Origin of the sequence: Parvibaculum indicum (assembly GCF_011762095.1) — a bacterium.
Taxonomy (GTDB): Bacteria; Pseudomonadota; Alphaproteobacteria; order Parvibaculales; family Parvibaculaceae; genus Parvibaculum; species Parvibaculum indicum.
The window spans coordinates 34,227-49,844 of record NZ_JAASQO010000012.1 but is presented as its reverse complement, the minus strand read 5'-3'; the positions used below and the strand labels follow the sequence as shown (position 1 = coordinate 49,844).

General features: G+C 62.8%; 12 protein-coding genes. 4 read left to right on the top strand and 8 right to left on the bottom strand.

Annotation, left to right across the window (positions count from 1 at the left end):
• Positions 1 to 87: 87 nt before the first annotated feature.
• The 3 genes from FHS78_RS14700 to FHS78_RS14690 all read right to left on the bottom strand — a co-directional run bounded on the left by FHS78_RS14700 (position 88) and on the right by FHS78_RS14690 (position 3,604).
• On the bottom strand, positions 88 to 1,641 hold the full coding sequence (locus tag FHS78_RS14700; RefSeq protein ID WP_167095138.1) for an acetyl-CoA acetyltransferase: 1,554 nt from the start codon (positions 1,639 to 1,641) through the stop codon (positions 88 to 90).
• A 122-nt stretch (positions 1,642 to 1,763) separates the two neighbouring features.
• Positions 1,764 to 2,429 (bottom strand): alpha/beta hydrolase, encoded by a 666-nt coding sequence (locus FHS78_RS14695; protein ID WP_167095137.1) that lies wholly within the window; start codon positions 2,427 to 2,429, stop codon positions 1,764 to 1,766.
• Complete coding sequence (locus FHS78_RS14690; RefSeq protein WP_167095136.1) at positions 2,426 to 3,604, bottom strand: aminotransferase; 1,179 nt, start codon at positions 3,602 to 3,604, stop codon at positions 2,426 to 2,428. The genes FHS78_RS14695 and FHS78_RS14690 overlap by 4 nt, the downstream gene beginning before the upstream one ends.
• A 343-nt stretch (positions 3,605 to 3,947) precedes the next feature.
• Between FHS78_RS14690 and FHS78_RS14685 the strand changes: the two genes are divergently transcribed.
• The gene (locus FHS78_RS14685; RefSeq protein WP_167095135.1) at positions 3,948 to 4,286 is read left to right on the top strand and encodes a P-II family nitrogen regulator; all 339 of its coding nucleotides are present in this window, start codon (positions 3,948 to 3,950) and stop codon (positions 4,284 to 4,286) included.
• A 194-nt stretch (positions 4,287 to 4,480) separates the two neighbouring features.
• Complete coding sequence (glnA, locus tag FHS78_RS14680) at positions 4,481 to 5,890, top strand: type I glutamate--ammonia ligase (protein WP_167095134.1); 1,410 nt, start codon at positions 4,481 to 4,483, stop codon at positions 5,888 to 5,890.
• 76 nt (positions 5,891 to 5,966) lie between these two features.
• Here the strand turns inward: glnA and FHS78_RS14675 are convergent, their stop codons facing one another.
• From FHS78_RS14675 to FHS78_RS14660, 4 genes are all read right to left on the bottom strand, one after another.
• Positions 5,967 to 6,761 carry an N-acyl homoserine lactonase family protein gene (locus tag FHS78_RS14675; protein ID WP_167095133.1) on the bottom strand — a complete coding sequence of 265 codons (795 nt, stop codon included), beginning with the start codon at positions 6,759 to 6,761 and terminating at the stop codon, positions 5,967 to 5,969.
• Positions 6,758 to 7,528, bottom strand: a complete 771-nt coding sequence (locus FHS78_RS14670; protein WP_167095132.1) for a VOC family protein — start codon at positions 7,526 to 7,528, stop codon at positions 6,758 to 6,760. Before FHS78_RS14670 ends, FHS78_RS14675 begins: the two co-directional genes overlap by 4 nt.
• Before the next feature lie 521 nt (positions 7,529 to 8,049).
• Positions 8,050 to 9,549: an SLC13 family permease gene (locus tag FHS78_RS14665; RefSeq protein WP_167095131.1), complete on the bottom strand. Its 1,500-nt coding sequence runs from the start codon at positions 9,547 to 9,549 to the stop codon at positions 8,050 to 8,052.
• 1 nt (position 9,550) lies between these two features.
• The gene (locus FHS78_RS14660) at positions 9,551 to 10,861 is read right to left on the bottom strand and encodes an NADH:flavin oxidoreductase/NADH oxidase family protein (RefSeq protein ID WP_167095130.1); all 1,311 of its coding nucleotides are present in this window, start codon (positions 10,859 to 10,861) and stop codon (positions 9,551 to 9,553) included.
• 140 nt (positions 10,862 to 11,001) lie between these two features.
• Between FHS78_RS14660 and parE the strand changes: the two genes are divergently transcribed.
• Together parE and FHS78_RS14650 are read left to right on the top strand one after the other, a co-directional pair.
• A complete protein-coding gene (parE, locus tag FHS78_RS14655) occupies positions 11,002 to 13,062 on the top strand; it encodes a DNA topoisomerase IV subunit B (protein WP_167095129.1) in 2,061 nt (686 codons plus the stop codon).
• Positions 13,063 to 13,340: 278 nt separating this feature from the next.
• Complete coding sequence (locus tag FHS78_RS14650) at positions 13,341 to 14,834, top strand: DEAD/DEAH box helicase (protein ID WP_167095128.1); 1,494 nt, start codon at positions 13,341 to 13,343, stop codon at positions 14,832 to 14,834.
• A 17-nt stretch (positions 14,835 to 14,851) separates the two neighbouring features.
• On the opposite strand, the gene FHS78_RS14645 is transcribed toward FHS78_RS14650, so the two are convergent.
• Positions 14,852 to 15,583, bottom strand: a complete 732-nt coding sequence (locus FHS78_RS14645) for a DUF4396 domain-containing protein (protein WP_167095127.1) — start codon at positions 15,581 to 15,583, stop codon at positions 14,852 to 14,854.
• Positions 15,584 to 15,618: the final 35 nt, after the last annotated feature.

The window sequence follows — 15,618 nt, the reverse complement described above, 5'->3', positions numbered from 1 at the left end:
CCACACTCTCCCGCCGATCCGGGACGGTTTGCCGTCTACAGCAAAACGGGCCGGATAAACGAAAGGGCCCCGAAAGGCCCCTTTTTCCTATTCCGGCGTGAAGATGTTGACGCCTTCCGGGTCGGCGACGACCGTGCCCGGCCGTCCCAGCTGGTCGCGCTCCACCATATCCTGAAGCGTCGCCGGGTCGTTCGGCGTGTGCGCGACGAAGCGGGCGTCGGTGTCGTCCAGCCGGCCGAAGACGATGGCGAAGTCCGGCCCGTTGCGGCCATGCACGACCGTATAGGTCTCGATCTTCGCCTTGCCATTGGGCGTCTCGTCCACGACGGGATGCTTTTCGGCGTCGATCTCGGCCTGATAGGTGGCGGGCGCCTCGCGCTCCCATTTGCCTTCCTTGGGCAGGGTCGAATAAAGGCCCATGCCGTGTTTGGTCACGTACCAGCCATTGGAGGTGCAAAGCCCCTTCGTGCCCGGCTTTGCGCGCAGCTTGTCCATCATGGTTGCGATGGAGTGCATGACGTAGTTGTTCCCCGCGCCGCCGAAATAAGGCAGGCCGCCCGTGACGGTGAGGTCGCGCGGGTCGTCTTCCGCAATGCCCAGCGCGTCGCGGCCGATCTGCACGGCGGAGGGGAAGCAGGAATAGAGGTCGATATAGTCGATCTCGGAAACGTCCCAGTCGGCCATGCCGAACGCCTTCTCCCCCATCTTCTTGATGGCGGGCGAGGTGTAATAGTTCACGCGCTCGGTCGGGAACCAGAGATCGTTCGCATCGCCGCAGCCATGCAGGAAGACCCATTTCTCCTGCGGAATGCCCAGCTCGCGCGCCTTGCCGACCGACATCATGACGACGGCGGCAGCCTGATCGACCTGCATGATCGCATTCATATACTTCGTATACGGAAAACCGATATAGCGGTTGGCGTCGGTGACGGTGGCGATTTCCTCCGGCGTGCGCTCGACCGGGAACCAGGCCTGCGGATGCTGCGCGGCGACCTTGGTGAAGCGCGACATAAGCTTGCCGACGGCGAGCTTATGCTCTTCCACCGTGCGGCCTTTCTGGCCGCGAATGGCGTTTTCGAACATCGGATAGATGTTCACCGGATATTGCAGCTTGTGGCGCTTTTCCGTTTCGGTGACGCCGGCTTTCTCATTGCCGATGTCGATGCGGTCCTGACCGGGGTTCTCGTCGTGCCAGTCAAGCACCTTGCCCTGGCCCAGCGCGCGCATCATGGTGCCGAAGCATTCCGAGCCCGCTACCAGCGCGATATCCGTGTCGCCTTGCGCGATCTGTTCGGCGGTGTAGTTCACGAGATATTGGGGCGTGTTACCGCCGGTGGGGCCGTAGCAGGTCTTGGCCGGATTGGCGCCGATGAGGTTCGCCAGCGTCTTCGCGGCATTGGGATAGCGCCCGAAGGGGAGACGCGCGCTGTCCGGGCTGTCGGTGATGAAGCGAACGCAGGTGACGGTGTCGACGACATCCCAGAGCTTCTTGCCGAGCCCCGTATCGGAGGCGGCAAGCTCGGCCGCATCGGCCATCAGATGCATGGGCGACTTCGCCTTCTCGACATCCTTTTCCTTCTGGACATTCTGGCCGCACCCGACCAGCACGGGCATGCGATCGTCGAGCTTCACATCTGACATGATTGCCTCTCCCTGCCGCGCCTTCACCCGGCGCATCGCTATTGGTTATTCGTTGGCGCGAGAATACGGATTGACCGCACCCTGTCCAGCAAAGGCGGACGGGTCGTTGCAATGACGCAGGGTCAGAGGGGGTGTTTCTCGCGATAGGCGACGGCGGACAGGATGAAGCGGGCGCCGATCACCAGCGCCTGCTCGTTCACCGCATGGCCGAGACCGGGCATGGCCTGCCCGGCGGCGACAAGACCGGCATCGGTAAGGGCCTTCACCGACTCCATCATGGCGTAGACCGGCACCATCTCGTCCTGCTCGCCATGAATGAGCATGACAGGCGGTTTCGACGTCATGTCGTCGGCCAGCCTGTCCGCACCGACAAGCCCGCCCGCATAGCCGAGGATCGCCACCGGCGTTTCCTTGCGCCTGAGACCGACATGGAGCGCCATTACCGTGCCCTGGCTGAAACCGACCAGCGCAAGCCGGGTGCCGTCGAGGCCGAGCCGGGAAAGTTCTTCATCGATCAGCGTGTCGATACCGCCCCGCGCCGCGTCCGCCTCGTCGAACATGCGGGGATGGCCGACAGGCAGGCGCTGCATCCATTGATAGCCACCGTCGGGACAGACGCTCGGCGCATCTGGCGCAAGGAAGGCGACATCAGGCATGGCGCCCCGCCAGTAATCGGCGAAGGCCATGAGGTCGGCCCCGTTGGAGCCAAGGCCGTGCAGAAAAACGACCAGCCATTTCGCCTTGCCCGAGGCGGCGTCGCGGCGGAGAACGGTGCGTTCCCCGCTCATGCCGCCCTGCCCTTCGCCCAGCCGGCCAGCCGTTCGCTCGCTTCGGTCAGGATGCCGTCCTGCTTGCAGAAGCAGAAGCGGGCAAGATGGGTCGGTACGCCTTCCGAGGCCGCCGAGTAGAAGGCGCTCATGGGCACCGCGGCGACCTTCGCTTCCGTGGTGATGGCGCGGCAGAACTCTTCATCCGTGCCATTGAAGCCGAGGGGGCGAAAATCGGCGGTGACGAAATAGGTACCGTCGGCGGGCAGCACTTCGAGCCCGGCATCCGCCAGGCCTTTGGAAAGAATGTCCCGCTTGGCCTCCAGCGCGCCGGCCAGCCCGGCGAAATAGTCGTCGCCCTTCCCCAGCCCATAGGCGATGGCCGATTGCAGACCGGGGGCCGTGGTGAAGGTCACGAATTGATGCGTCTTGGCGATCACCTCCATCAGCGAGGCGGGTGCGGTGACGTAACCGATCTTCCACCCGGTGAGCGAGAAGGTCTTGCCCGCCGAGCCGATCCGCACGCAGCGCTCGCGCATGCCGGGCAGCGTCATCAGCGGAACATGCCGGTGGCCCGAGAAGACGAGATGCTCATAGACCTCGTCGCAGACGGCATAGGCATCGTATTTCTCCAGAAGTCCGGCAATGGCCGCCAGTTCCGCCTCGGTGAAAACCTTGCCGATGGGGTTCATGGGCGTATTGAGGACGATGAGCTTGGTCTTGTCGCCGAAGGCCGCTTCCAGCGCCTCCACCGGCAGCGACCAGTGCGGGGGCTGGAGGGAGACGGTCTTCACCGTGGCGCCGGCGGCCTCGACCACGGGCCGGTAGCTGTCGTAACAGGGCTCGATCAGGATCGCCTCGTCGCCGGGCCGCAGCAACGCCGTGATGCTGTCATGCAGCGCTTCCGTCGCGCCGGAGGTGACCATCACTTCTTTCTGCCAATCGATATCGAGGCCGTAGAAGCGCCGGTTGGCCGCGCCCACTGCCTCGCGCAGCGCGGGCAGCCCCATCATGGGCGGGTACTGGTTAGGCCCGTCCATGATCGCCCTGGCCGCCGCCGCGCGAATATCGTCAGGGCCTTCATCGTCGGGAAAACCCTGTCCGAGATTAATGGCGCCATGTTCGTTCGCCAGGGTGGACATCACCGTGAAGATCGTGGTGCCGAGAGAGGCGAAGACGGGATTGGCGGGTTTCATGTCGGCTCCGTATCCGTGCCACAGGGCGTTTCGTACCGCTTTTCGCGGGGTGCTGCCCTTGTCGCGGGCGGCGAAAACACTGTCAACCGCGCGGCGGCCGGCTTCTGCCTCAAAGGCCGCTGGAACGAGGGCAAAACCATTGATATGTTGTTGCCTGCAATTTGTTCATTTCGCCTTTTTTGTGTGCATCCATACTGCTCAACAAAAAGGCAAGGCATCGGGTGATGTGCCGCTAACTCTCTGAAAAAACTATGAAATCGTGCCACCGGCCAGTTGGCACGGCCCATGCTATTCAGACATCACATGACGGCGGGCACTGAGGCCCAACCACAAGGAACCCCGGATGAAAAAGATCGAGGCGATCATCAAGCCGTTCAAACTCGACGAGGTAAAGGAAGCCCTTCAGGAAGTCGGTCTTCAGGGCATTACCGTTACGGAGGCGAAAGGCTTCGGCCGACAGAAGGGCCATACGGAACTCTATAGAGGTGCGGAATATGTCGTCGATTTTCTCCCCAAGGTGAAAATCGAAGTCGTGCTGAACGAAGATACGGTCGGCAAGGCCGTGGAGGCGATCCAGCAGGCGGCGCGTACCGGCCGCATCGGCGACGGCAAGATTTTTATCTCCAATGTCGAAGAGGCGATCCGCATCCGTACCGGCGAGACCGGCGCGGAAGCGATCTGACAGAGCGCGACGGCCGGTCCACCGGCGATAAGGCTCACAAGGTCCCATCTGTGAACTCCGGGACCTCAAAAATATCGGAGGCACATCGCAGCGCCCATACAGGGGGACAGGCTCCCGGGTTGCTGTATCGTTTCAAGTTGAGGGGGCGGCCAGACCATGAGCAGCCCCCACCGAGAACAGGGAAAGAGGATCAAATGGCTGACTTCAATTCGGTCCAGGCGCTGATCAAAGAGAAGGACGTGAAATACGTCGATCTGCGCTTCACCGATCCGCGCGGCAAGATGCAGCACGTCACTTTCGACGTGGACATGTGCGACGAAGACTTTTTCGCCGAGGGCACGATGTTCGACGGTTCGTCGATCGCCGGCTGGAAGGCGATCAACGAGTCCGACATGATCCTGCTTCCGGACTGCGAAACCGCAGTGATCGACCCCTTCTACGCCCAGACGACACTGGCGATTTTCTGCGACATTCTGGAGCCCTCCACCGGTGAGCCCTATGGACGCGACCCGCGCGGCACGGCGAAGCTCGCCGAGGCCTATCTCAAGTCCACCGGCATCGGCGACACCGTGGTGTTCGGCCCGGAAGCCGAATTCTTCGTGTTCGACGACGTGAAATTCTCCACCGAGCCCTACAACACCGGCTTCGCGGTGGACAGCGTCGAACTGCCGACCAATTCCAACACGGAATACGAGACGGGCAATCTCGGCCACCGTCCGCGCACCAAGGGCGGCTATTTCCCGGCCAACCCGATCGACAGCGGTCAGGACCTGCGCGGCGAAATGCTGACGGTGATGGGCGAGATGGGCGTCGACATCGAAAAGCACCACCACGAAGTGGCCGCTGCCCAGCATGAGCTCGGCATGAAGTTCCAGACCCTCACCAAGGTCGCAGACCATCTGCAGATCTACAAATATGCGATCCACAACGTGGCGCACGCCTTCGGCAAGTCGGCCACCTTCATGCCGAAGCCGGTCTTCGGCGACAACGGCACGGGCATGCATTGCCATCAGTCGATCTGGAAAGAAGGCAAGCCGCTCTTTGCCGGCAACAAGTATGCCGACCTTTCCGAAGAGTGCCTGTGGTATATCGGCGGCATCCTGAAGCACGCCAAGGCGCTGAACGCCTTCACCAACCCGTCCACCAACTCCTACAAGCGTCTGGTGCCGGGTTACGAAGCGCCGGTGCTGCTGGCCTATTCGGCCCGCAACCGTTCGGCCTCCTGCCGTATTCCCTACGGCACGTCGCCCAAGGCCAAGCGCATCGAGATCCGCTTCCCGGATCCGACGGCGAACCCCTATCTCGCCTTCGCCGCGATGATGATGGCCGGCCTTGACGGCATCGACAACAAGATCGATCCGGGCGCGCCGATGGACAAGAACCTGTACGACCTTCCGCCGGAAGAGCTGCAGGACATTCCGACCGTTTGCGGTTCGCTGCGCGAAGCGCTCGTCGCGCTCGATGGCGACCGCGACTTCCTGAAGAAGGGCGGCGTGTTCACCGACGATCAGATCGACGGTTACCTCGAGCTCAAGTGGGAAGAAAACATGCGGTACGAAATGACGCCGCATCCGGTCGAATACGACATGTACTATTCCTGCTGATCCCTCGGGATCGACAGAACGAGAAGGGCCGGAGCGAAAGCTCCGGCCCTTTTTCCTCGCGCGTCCGGCGTCCCCGTCATGCGGCCTCCCCGCCCTCCTGCCAGAGAAGCGCCACAGCCGGTCTCGTCTCCCAGAGCGACGGTTCGTGGTGAATAAGAATTGTCGCGCCCGCATCCTCCAGATCGGCCAGGCGATCCGCGCTTGCCTGCGCTTCCTTCCTGTCGAAAGTCAGGCCCGGGGGTTGCCGCGTCGCAAGCTGGCGCGCGGTATAAAGTGCATCGCCCGTCATCACGAAGCGGCGGCCCGAGGGAAAAGTGACCTGCAGGCTTTGATGGCCGGGCGTGTGCCCCACCGTCGAAACCAGCACCAGCGCCCCGTCACCGAAGAGATCGAACGTATCGTCATATTCGATCAGCTCCAGCGTCTGGCCATCGCCGAAGAAATCGTCGCGCACATAGCCATGCTTGCCGGTGTCCATGAGCCCTTTCGCGTGCTCATACTCGCTGCGCCGGGCAAGCACGGTCGCCTGCGGGAAGAAACGGTTCATGCCGCAATGATCGTTGTGGAGGTGAGAGTTGATGACGAAGCGGATGCGGGAAGCGTCGATCCCGGCCTCGTCGAGACGGGCGATTAACGTCTCATTCTCCGCATAGTCGGGGACGGTCACCGTCGTGGCGAGATTGCCCCAATAGCCGACGGGATCGGTGCAGACGCAAGGGTGCATGCTCGTATCCCAGACGACCAGGCCTTCCGGATGCTCGACCACGAAACACATGGAGGGGACGCGGCGCAGCTCGCCACGGATACCGCCGCCTTCCAGGAGGCCGATATCGACACCGATATGACCGCAACACGCGGAAAAAAGTTTCATCCGGTCGCCTCCGAAAGGTGGAAATCGCATCCGCAGATACGGACCGTATGCCCCGTCACCGGCAGCCCCCTACGCTGCGCGGTGTCCAGCGCCTTGTCCCGGTCGCGCATGGCAATGTCGATACCGACGACGCCGGTGCCGTCTTCATCCACCGGATCGACGAAACGGATGACGCCGCGCGCCATGCGCAGTTCGGGGCCGTCATCCTCCATGACGATCTCGCCCTGAAGGAGTTCGGCCCAGCGTTCGGCGAGTTTGGCGGGCGCTTTCGACTGGATGGCGACGGCGCGTATGCCGGTCGCATTGTCGCTCCGTGCGTTGCGCCAGTCCTTGCCGGCCGGCGGCCAGTCGCTGTCGGGGGCGAACCAGTCCTCTACGCCCGTGACGGAGTCCACGGAGGTCAGCACGCCGCCGAAATCGCCGGGATGGAAATGGGTGAAGACATAAGAGCCGTCATGCTCGGCAATCTTGCGCGCGCCCAGCCCCATAATGCGGTCGCGATGGGCATGGGCGTCTTCCGATTGCAGGATGACCATGTATCCCGCATCGCCGCCCCGCCTGTGGAGATAGCGCCGCGCCGAGGCGTCGTCCCTGACCGGCTGCACCACCTCAAGGAACTCGCCACCCACCGGCATAACCGCGTTGACGAGACCGAATACGGCAACGCCCGGATCGTTATAGGCGACCTTCAGGTCCAGCACGTCGCAAAGCGGCTCCACAACCGTATCGAGATCATGCGCGACCAGCGCGATCTGTCTCAGCCACATGAAATCCCCTCCATTTATTCTGTATACGTTTTATTTTTAATTCGTACACGTTTCTTTTACGAAACCCGAAGTTCGGTCAGCAGTGCTGACCAACAAAATTGTCGCATCCCGCTAATTTCATTGACGTTTTCGCCGTCACAGGCGTAGCATTTACTCATCAACAACGGAGGAGGTTTAAGAAGATGACCCCACCGGCGCAGGAAATCTCCTGCTGAATATGACACTACACTCACCGTCCCTCGACGCGCATCTAATGCGCCGCCGCGCCAGCCAATCATATAGGCCTTTGCGCGAGGAAATTGCTGGTGTCGGAGGTCCAGACCAGACGAGCGCCACTGAGCGCGCGACAAAGGCGATGAGCATATATTCGGGTTTACATCCCCGAAGGAGTGCGGAAAGCACATCCAGATAGCAACCCCGCAAGGAACGCCCGACAGGATGACCGGGGCTTCCGATAGAGCGGGGTTGCGCCGTTGTCATTCGATCTTCTCCAGACCCTTACCCTTTCCTCATCCCACTGCTTACGCGGCCCAATCCGGCACCACGCCGTGCTGGATACCGAACACGATGGGCGCCAGCCAATAGGCCATGGCAACGATCAGGACGAGAAAGCCGATATTGAGCCAGACACCGGCGCGCGCCATCTGCGGCAGGGTGAATTTGCCGCTGCCGAAGACGATGGCATTGGGCGGCGTGCCCACCGGCAGCATGAAGGAACAGCTGGCCGCCAGCGCCGCCGGCACGGCGAGCAGCAGCGGGTTCTCGCCCAAGCTGATCGCCATGGCGGCAATGACCGGCAGGAATGTCGCCGCGGTCGCGGTATTGCTGGTCAGTTCGGTCAGCAGGAGAATGCAGATACAGACCAGCGCGACCAACGCCAGGAGCGGCATGGCGCTTGCCCCATCGAAGAGACTGCCGATCCAGCTTGCAACGCCCTGTCCCTCGATTGCCGCGGCCAGGCTGAGCCCGCCGCCGAACAGCAGGAAGACATCCCAGGGCAGGCGTTTCGCGGTCTGCCAGTTCATCAGGAATTCGCCTTTGCTCAGATCGACCGGGATCAGGAAAAGCGCAATGCCGCCGGCCATGGCGATGGTGGTGTCGTTGAGAAGCGGAAGCCAGTCCTGCAACAGGGGCCGGAACACCCAGGCGGCCGCGGTCGCCGCGAAAACGATGGCGACATTTTTTTCCACCCTGCCAAGCGCGCCCAGCTTTTCGCGTTCGACGGCGATGAGGCTCCCGACGCCGGACATCTCCACCTTGTCCAGCCGGAAGAGGATGCGGGTCAGGAACAGAAAGGTAAGCGGCAGGCCGATCAGCACGAGCGGCACACCGAGCAGCATCCATTGGGCAAAGCCGATCTGATAGCCATAGGTCTGGTTCAGAAAGGCGGCGAGCAGCGCATTGGGCGGCGTGCCGATCAGTGTGCCCAGCCCGCCGATGGTCGCGCTGTAGGCGACCGACAGAAGCAGCACCAGCGAGAAATCTGCCGCGCCCGCCCTGGCCTCCTTGCTCATGGCCTGATCTTCCACCAGCGCGATGACCGACATGGCAATCGGCAACATCATGAGAGATGTCGCCGTGTTGCTGACCCACATCGAAAGAAGCGCGGCCGCGAGCATGAAACCGGCGACGATATGGCTCGCCTTGCGGCCCATAATGCCGATCAACGCAAGCGCGATACGCCGGTGAAGGCCCCAGCGCTCCATCGCCAGGGCAATCAGGAAGCCGCCGAAAAAGAGGAAGATCAGCGGATGCGCGTAGGGGCTCGCCACCTCCTTGATGGGTGCCACGCCCAGCACCGGCAGCAGGACCATCGGCATGAGGGACGTCACAGGGATCGGTACCGGCTCGCATATCCACCAGGTCGCCATCAGCGCGGCGACACCGGCGACCAGCCAGCCCTCCCCGCTCAGCCCCGCCGGCGCAGGCACGACAAAGGTCAGCAGGAGCAGAGCCGGGCCCAGCAGGAGCCCCAGCTTCTGCCGCCTGCCATAGGCCGACGCTGATATCTCCGGCGCCATGTCAGCTCCGCTTCATGGCTTTGGCGGTCTTCGTCTCGTTTTTCTGATAGTTCCGGAAGGCGGAAAAGGCGCCCATTTTCAGGTCCGGATCCTTGCCGTCGCCCATCCGGATGATCTGAAGGCAGAACCAGCCTTGCTGGCCCCAGCCGTTCAATGCCTTGACGAGGTTGATCGGGCTGTTGGGTCCGAGCGGCCCGGGGCCGATGCGGAGCGTCTTTTCATAGGTGGAGGTTTCCTCCGCCTGGCCGGAGACGAGCTTTCCGGGGATTGCCGAGTCGACGCAGAGCGGCCGGGCAAGGCCGACCACATCCATTTCGCCGCTGGCCAGCGCCGCATTCATGCCCGCAACGCTCCGGAAGCCGCCGGTGACCATGAGCGGCATGGCGACCGTCTTGCGGATATCCGCGGCGTATTCGAGGAAATAGGCCTCGCGCGCAACCGTGCTTTCGCGCCGCGTCTCGGATTTTTCAGGATGCAGCGTCATGTCGTCCGCGCCGATCATGCGGGGCTGCTCATAGGTGCCGCCGGAGATTTCCAGAAGGTCCACCGTTTCGTCGTTGAGCCAGCCGGCGACCTTCATCGATTCCTCATGGCTGAAGCCGCCGCGCTGGAAATCCGCCGAATTGAGTTTCACCGATACGGGGAAATCGCCGCCGACGGCCTTGCGCACCGCACGCACGGTTTCGAGCAGCAGGCGGGCGCGGTTTTCCAGTTTTTCCCCGCCCCACTCGTCCGTCCGCGTGTTCACATCGGGCGAGAGGAATTCGGAAATCAGATAACCATGCGCACCATGGATCTGAACGCCGGTGAAGCCCGTATCGCGCGCCACGGTGGCCGCATGGGCAAAACGCGCAATCACATCGAGAATTTCATCACCGGTGAGCGCCTTGGGTTTGCCGAACTGCGCGCCCGGCATGTCGAGCGGCTTGTCGGTGGGGCCTGCGGGCGTGGGGTTCACCAGCGCGGGCGTCTGCCGGCCCGCATGGCTGATCTGCATCCAGAGATGCGTGTCGTTGACTTTTCCCGCTTCGGCCATGGCGCGGAGCCGGTCCAGCGCCTCGGCGGATTGCGGCCCGTCGATGGCGATATTGCCCGGGCGCTCCAGATAGCGCCGGTCCACCTGGACATTGCCGGTGAGCAGCATCCCCGCCCCGCCCTCGGCCCATCGGCGATAGAGCCGGACATGGCGTTCCGTCGCCCGGTTTTCCGGATCGGCGAGCCCTTCCGTCATGGCCCCCTTGGCGAGGCGGTTCTTCAGCGTGGCGCCGCAAGGCAGCGTCAGAGGCGTGGCGATAGTAGGCTCTTGCGTCATGAATTCCTCCCGATTTTCCTGTTACGGGCATTTTGCACGGGCCGCCGCGAAACGAAAGCACCGGAGGCGCATTGCCGCTATGGCCGCCCGCGCCGTACAATCGGGCTCGATTCGTTTCACCCCAGCATTCCGTAGAGTTCATGGCCGCCCGCAAGCCGTCCAAATCCGCCCCCGACGACACCGACGATCTTTTCTCGGCCCCGCCCGCCAAAAGCGAGAGCAAGGCGGCCAAGGCGCCCGCGAAGCGCAGCCGCGCGAAATCGTCCGATGGCAATGACGGCTATTCGGCCAAGGATATCGAGGTTCTGGAGGGGCTCGAGCCCGTGCGGCGGCGGCCCGGCATGTATATCGGCGGCACGGACGAGAAGGCGCTGCATCACCTCTTCGCCGAAGTGCTCGACAACTCCATGGACGAAGCAGTCGCCGGTCATGCGGACTGGATCGAGGTGACGCTGCATGAAGACGGCAGCCTGACCGTGGGCGACAATGGACGCGGCATTCCGGTGGACCCGCATCCCAAATACAAGAACAAGTCGGCGCTGGAAGTGATCCTCACCACGCTGCATTCGGGCGGCAAGTTCGGCGGCAAGGCCTATGAGACATCGGGCGGCCTGCATGGCGTGGGCGTTTCCGTGGTGAATGCGCTGGCGGATCGTTTCGAAGTGGAGGTCGCGCGCGAACAGACGCTCTGGACGCAGGTCTATGAGCGCGGCGCGCCGAAGACGAAGCTCGAAAACAAGGGCAAGGTGCATAACCGGCGCGGTACGCGGATCACCTTTCATCCGGATGCGGAGATTTTCGGCAAGGGCGCGGCCTTCTCGCCCAAACGCCTTTACAAGATGGCGCGGTCAAAGGCCTATCTTTTCGGCGGCGTCAAAATCCGCTGGAACTGCGCGGCGGAGCTCATCAAGGACGACACGCCCGGCGAAGAGGAGCTTCACTTCCCGGGCGGCATTCTCGACTATCTGAAAATCGCCATCGAGGGCGCGGACAATGTCACGCCCGAGCCCTTTTACGGCAAGCTCTCCAAGGCGGGCAGCCATGGCTCCGTCGAATGGGCGATCGCCTGGATCGGCAATCGGGACGGCTTCGTCAGTTCCTACTGCAACACCGTGCCCACCCCCGAAGGCGGCACGCATGAACAGGGCATGCGGCAGGCGCTCACCAAGGGCCTGCGCGCCTATGGCGATCTCGTGGGCAACAAGAAGGCGAGCCAGATCACGGCGGACGATGTGCTGTCGAGCGCATGCGTGATGCTCTCGGTCTTCATCCGCGAACCGGAATTCCAGGGCCAGACCAAGGAAAAACTCGCCACCGCCGAAGCGGCAAAGCTCGTCGAGCGCGCCATTGGCGACCATTTCGACCATTGGCTGACCGCCGCCCCCCAGCAGGCCAACAAGCTGCTGGAATGGGTGATCGACCGCGCCGAGGAACGGCTCAAGCGCAAGCAGGAGAAGGATGTCGCGCGCAAGACCGCGACGCGCCGGCTGCGGCTTCCCGGCAAGCTCGCCGATTGCAGCCAGTCGGCTGCGCAAGGGTCGGAGATCTTCCTCGTCGAGGGCGACAGCGCCGGCGGTTCGGCCAAGCAGGCACGCGACCGCGCCCGGCAGGCGGTGCTGCCGCTTCGCGGCAAGATCCTGAACGTCGCCTCGGCCAGCGGCGCCAAGATGGCGCAAAGCCAGCAGATCCAGGATCTCATCCAGGCGCTCGGCGTGCGCACCGGCTCGCATTACCGGGACGAGGATCTGCGCTACGACAAGGTCATCATCATGACCGACGCCGATGTGGATGGGGCGCATATCGCCTCGCTCCTCATCACCTTCTTTTACAGCGAGATGCCGCAGCTCATCCGCAACGGGCATCTCTTTCTGGCGGCCCCGCCCCTCTACAAGCTGACCCAGGGCGGCAAGACGGCCTATGCACGCGACGACGCCCATAAGGACGAGCTGATGGACAAGGAGTTCAGCGGCAAGGGCAAGGTCGAGGTAAGCCGCTTCAAGGGCCTTGGCGAAATGCTGCCCGCCCAGCTCAAGGAAACCACCATGGCGGTCGGCAAGCGGACGCTGTTGCGGGTGATGGTGCCGGAGGAAGAGACCGCGGAGACCTCCTCCGCGATCAACCGGCTCATGGGCAACAAGCCCGAGATGCGCTTCCAGTTCATCCAGGAACACGCGGCCTTCGCCACCGACCTCGACATCTGATTCCACAGGCCGTGCCGGACAATTCTGAGGCAATGCAGCCACAGGTGGCGACCAAGTCCCTATCCGGGACGGGGTTACCCCGCCATTCGGTTGACAATTTCGCGGAAGACCGTATTTTCCGGCACAAATTCGCTGAATGCGCGGAATTTCATCCGCGCGACAAGCTGCTTACTCGCCAGATCCTGGCCGCAGCATCAGGCCAACGAAACAGCGACGTCCGATGGAGACGACCTCCCATCGGCGACTTTCAGGCCCGGAACACGCAAACAGGTTGATGTATGACATTTGACGAACTCGGTCTCACGCCGGAAGTGCTCAAGGCTGTTGCCGAAACCGGCTATACCGAGCCCACGCCCATTCAGGCGCAAGCCATCCCCCATGTTCTCGCCGGCAAAGACGTGCTCGGCATCGCCCAGACGGGGACGGGCAAGACGGCCTCCTTCACCCTGCCGATGATCGACAAGCTGTCGCGGGGCCGGGCCAAGGCGCGGATGCCGCGCTCTCTCATTCTCGAGCCGACGCGCGAACTCGCCGCGCAGGTCGCGGAGAATTTCGAGAAATACGGCAAGTATCACAAGCTTTCCATGGCGCTGCTGATCGGCGGCGTATCCTTCGGCGACCAGGAAAAGAAGCTCGATCGCGGCGTGGACGTGCTGATCGCAACGCCGGGCCGCCTGCTGGACCATTGCCAGCGCGGCAAGGTGCTGCTGACGGGTGTGCAAGTGCTCGTGATCGACGAAGCCGACCGCATGCTCGATATGGGCTTCATTCCGGACATCGAGGAAATCTGCCGCAAGATTCCCTTCACCCGGCAGACGCTTCTCTTCTCGGCCACCATGCCGCCGGAAATCCAGCGCCTTACGGAAAACTTCCAGCATGCGCCCGAGCGCGTCGAAGTCGCCCGCGCCTCCTCCGCCAATGAGCGGATCAAGCAGGCCCAGGTCAAGATTTCGCGCCGTGACCAGAAACGCGACGCGCTGCGCCACATCATCGACACCGAGAATGTGAAAAACGCGATCATCTTCTGCAATCGCAAGCGCGACGTTTCGGTACTCCACCGCTCGCTCGACAAGCACGGCTATTCGACCGGCGCCATTCATGGCGACCTCGACCAGAGCACGCGCATGAAGACGCTGGAGGGCTTCCGAAGCGGCGAAATCCGCCTGCTGGTGGCCAGCGACGTGGCGGCGCGCGGTCTCGACATTCCCGATGTCAGCCATGTCTTCAATTTCGACCCGCCGACCCATGCGGAAGACTATGTCCACCGTATCGGCCGCACGGGCCGCGCCGGCAAGGAAGGCGCCGCCTTCACGCTGGTGACGCCTGAAGACCGGAAATATATCGAAGCGATCGAAAAGATGCTCGATACGACGATCCCGGTACATGAGATCGGTGCCGACAAGGAAGACACCGATTCCAAGGCCGAAGCGGAAGCATCGGCGCCGGAAACCGGCGAGGAAGAAACCGAGCCCAAGTCCCGCCGCCGGGGCGGCCGGAGCCGGAAGAAGAAGACCGACGAGGCGCAGCCCGCCGCCGAAGCGAGCGCGCCGGAAGAGGCAGAGGCCGAAAAGCCCGAGCCCGCGGCCGAGGAAAAGCCGCGTCGTACAAGGGGCGGACGCAATCGCCGCCGGGACCGCGACGATGACGACGACAAGATCGTCGGCATGGGCGATCACGTTCCCGCCTTCATGCTGCGGGAAGTGAAGCTGCCGCGACGGCGCAGTACCGATGAAGAAGACGCATCGGCGGAGAAAGAAACGGAAGAGGCCTGAGGCTTCTTTCTTTTTGCCTACATCGCTTCCTTGATGCCCACCCGGATCAGCCACCAGTTGACCGGATAGGCCGTGGCGAAGCCGGCCAGCATGGCAATCTGCATCATGAACCAGAATTCGGCGCTGGAGACCTTCAGCGGCACGCCCAGAAGCGTGCCGAAAATCCAGAAATGCGCGATGGCCATGAAGCCGTACATGCCGACCTGCCAGGAGGTGAGCGACAGCGTATCGGCCTTTACCGCTTCGACGATCCCCTGCCCGACGGACAGGCCGCGCATCGGCTTGATGGTGAAGTACTGGAACGCGATGCCGAACGCGAAGGCGAAAACGAAATCCACGATCCAGACGGCATAAATCTTCTCCGGAAAGATGGTTTCGTAGCCGGCCCAGATCGCGATGGCGGGCACGAAGAAGACCAGCCATTCCGCGACAAGGTCGCCCAGCATGCAGCCCGCGCCGCAATGGCTCGTCCCCTTTGCGACAACGGCCGGGAACGGCGTGTTCGCCTTGTTCGGCGGCGTCGCATTCCTCTCCATGGCGTGTCGCACTTTCGCATCGGTCGCCAGACGCCCATAGACGAAATAACCCGCCAGGGCGAAGAGCCCGCCGAACAGAGCCGTTACCGGCCAGACCACGCTCATGATCCACATATGCTGAGGGTGACGGCGTTCGTCGACAATGATGATCGCGGCACAAACCGCGCCCAGTGCCAGAGAAGCGATCGACAGAATATGCAGCCAATAGGGCATCTTCCCTCCTCCCGCTCTGGCCTAGGCGTGAAATC

Coding starts and splice junctions, on each gene's coding strand:
- FHS78_RS14675 (WP_167095133.1), bottom strand. CDS start 6,761: ATGAAACTTTTTTCCGCGTGTTGCGGTCATATCGGTGTCGATATCGGC.
- FHS78_RS14700 (WP_167095138.1), bottom strand. CDS start 1,641: ATGTCAGATGTGAAGCTCGACGATCGCATGCCCGTGCTGGTCGGGTGC.
- FHS78_RS14695 (WP_167095137.1), bottom strand. CDS start 2,429: ATGAGCGGGGAACGCACCGTTCTCCGCCGCGACGCCGCCTCGGGCAAG.
- FHS78_RS14685 (WP_167095135.1), top strand. CDS start 3,948: ATGAAAAAGATCGAGGCGATCATCAAGCCGTTCAAACTCGACGAGGTA.
- FHS78_RS14670 (WP_167095132.1), bottom strand. CDS start 7,528: ATGTGGCTGAGACAGATCGCGCTGGTCGCGCATGATCTCGATACGGTT.
- FHS78_RS14660 (WP_167095130.1), bottom strand. CDS start 10,861: ATGACGCAAGAGCCTACTATCGCCACGCCTCTGACGCTGCCTTGCGGC.
- parE (WP_167095129.1), top strand. CDS start 11,002: ATGGCCGCCCGCAAGCCGTCCAAATCCGCCCCCGACGACACCGACGAT.
- FHS78_RS14650 (WP_167095128.1), top strand. CDS start 13,341: ATGACATTTGACGAACTCGGTCTCACGCCGGAAGTGCTCAAGGCTGTT.
- FHS78_RS14645 (WP_167095127.1), bottom strand. CDS start 15,583: ATGCCCTATTGGCTGCATATTCTGTCGATCGCTTCTCTGGCACTGGGC.
- FHS78_RS14690 (WP_167095136.1), bottom strand. CDS start 3,604: ATGAAACCCGCCAATCCCGTCTTCGCCTCTCTCGGCACCACGATCTTC.
- glnA (WP_167095134.1), top strand. CDS start 4,481: ATGGCTGACTTCAATTCGGTCCAGGCGCTGATCAAAGAGAAGGACGTG.
- FHS78_RS14665 (WP_167095131.1), bottom strand. CDS start 9,549: ATGGCGCCGGAGATATCAGCGTCGGCCTATGGCAGGCGGCAGAAGCTG.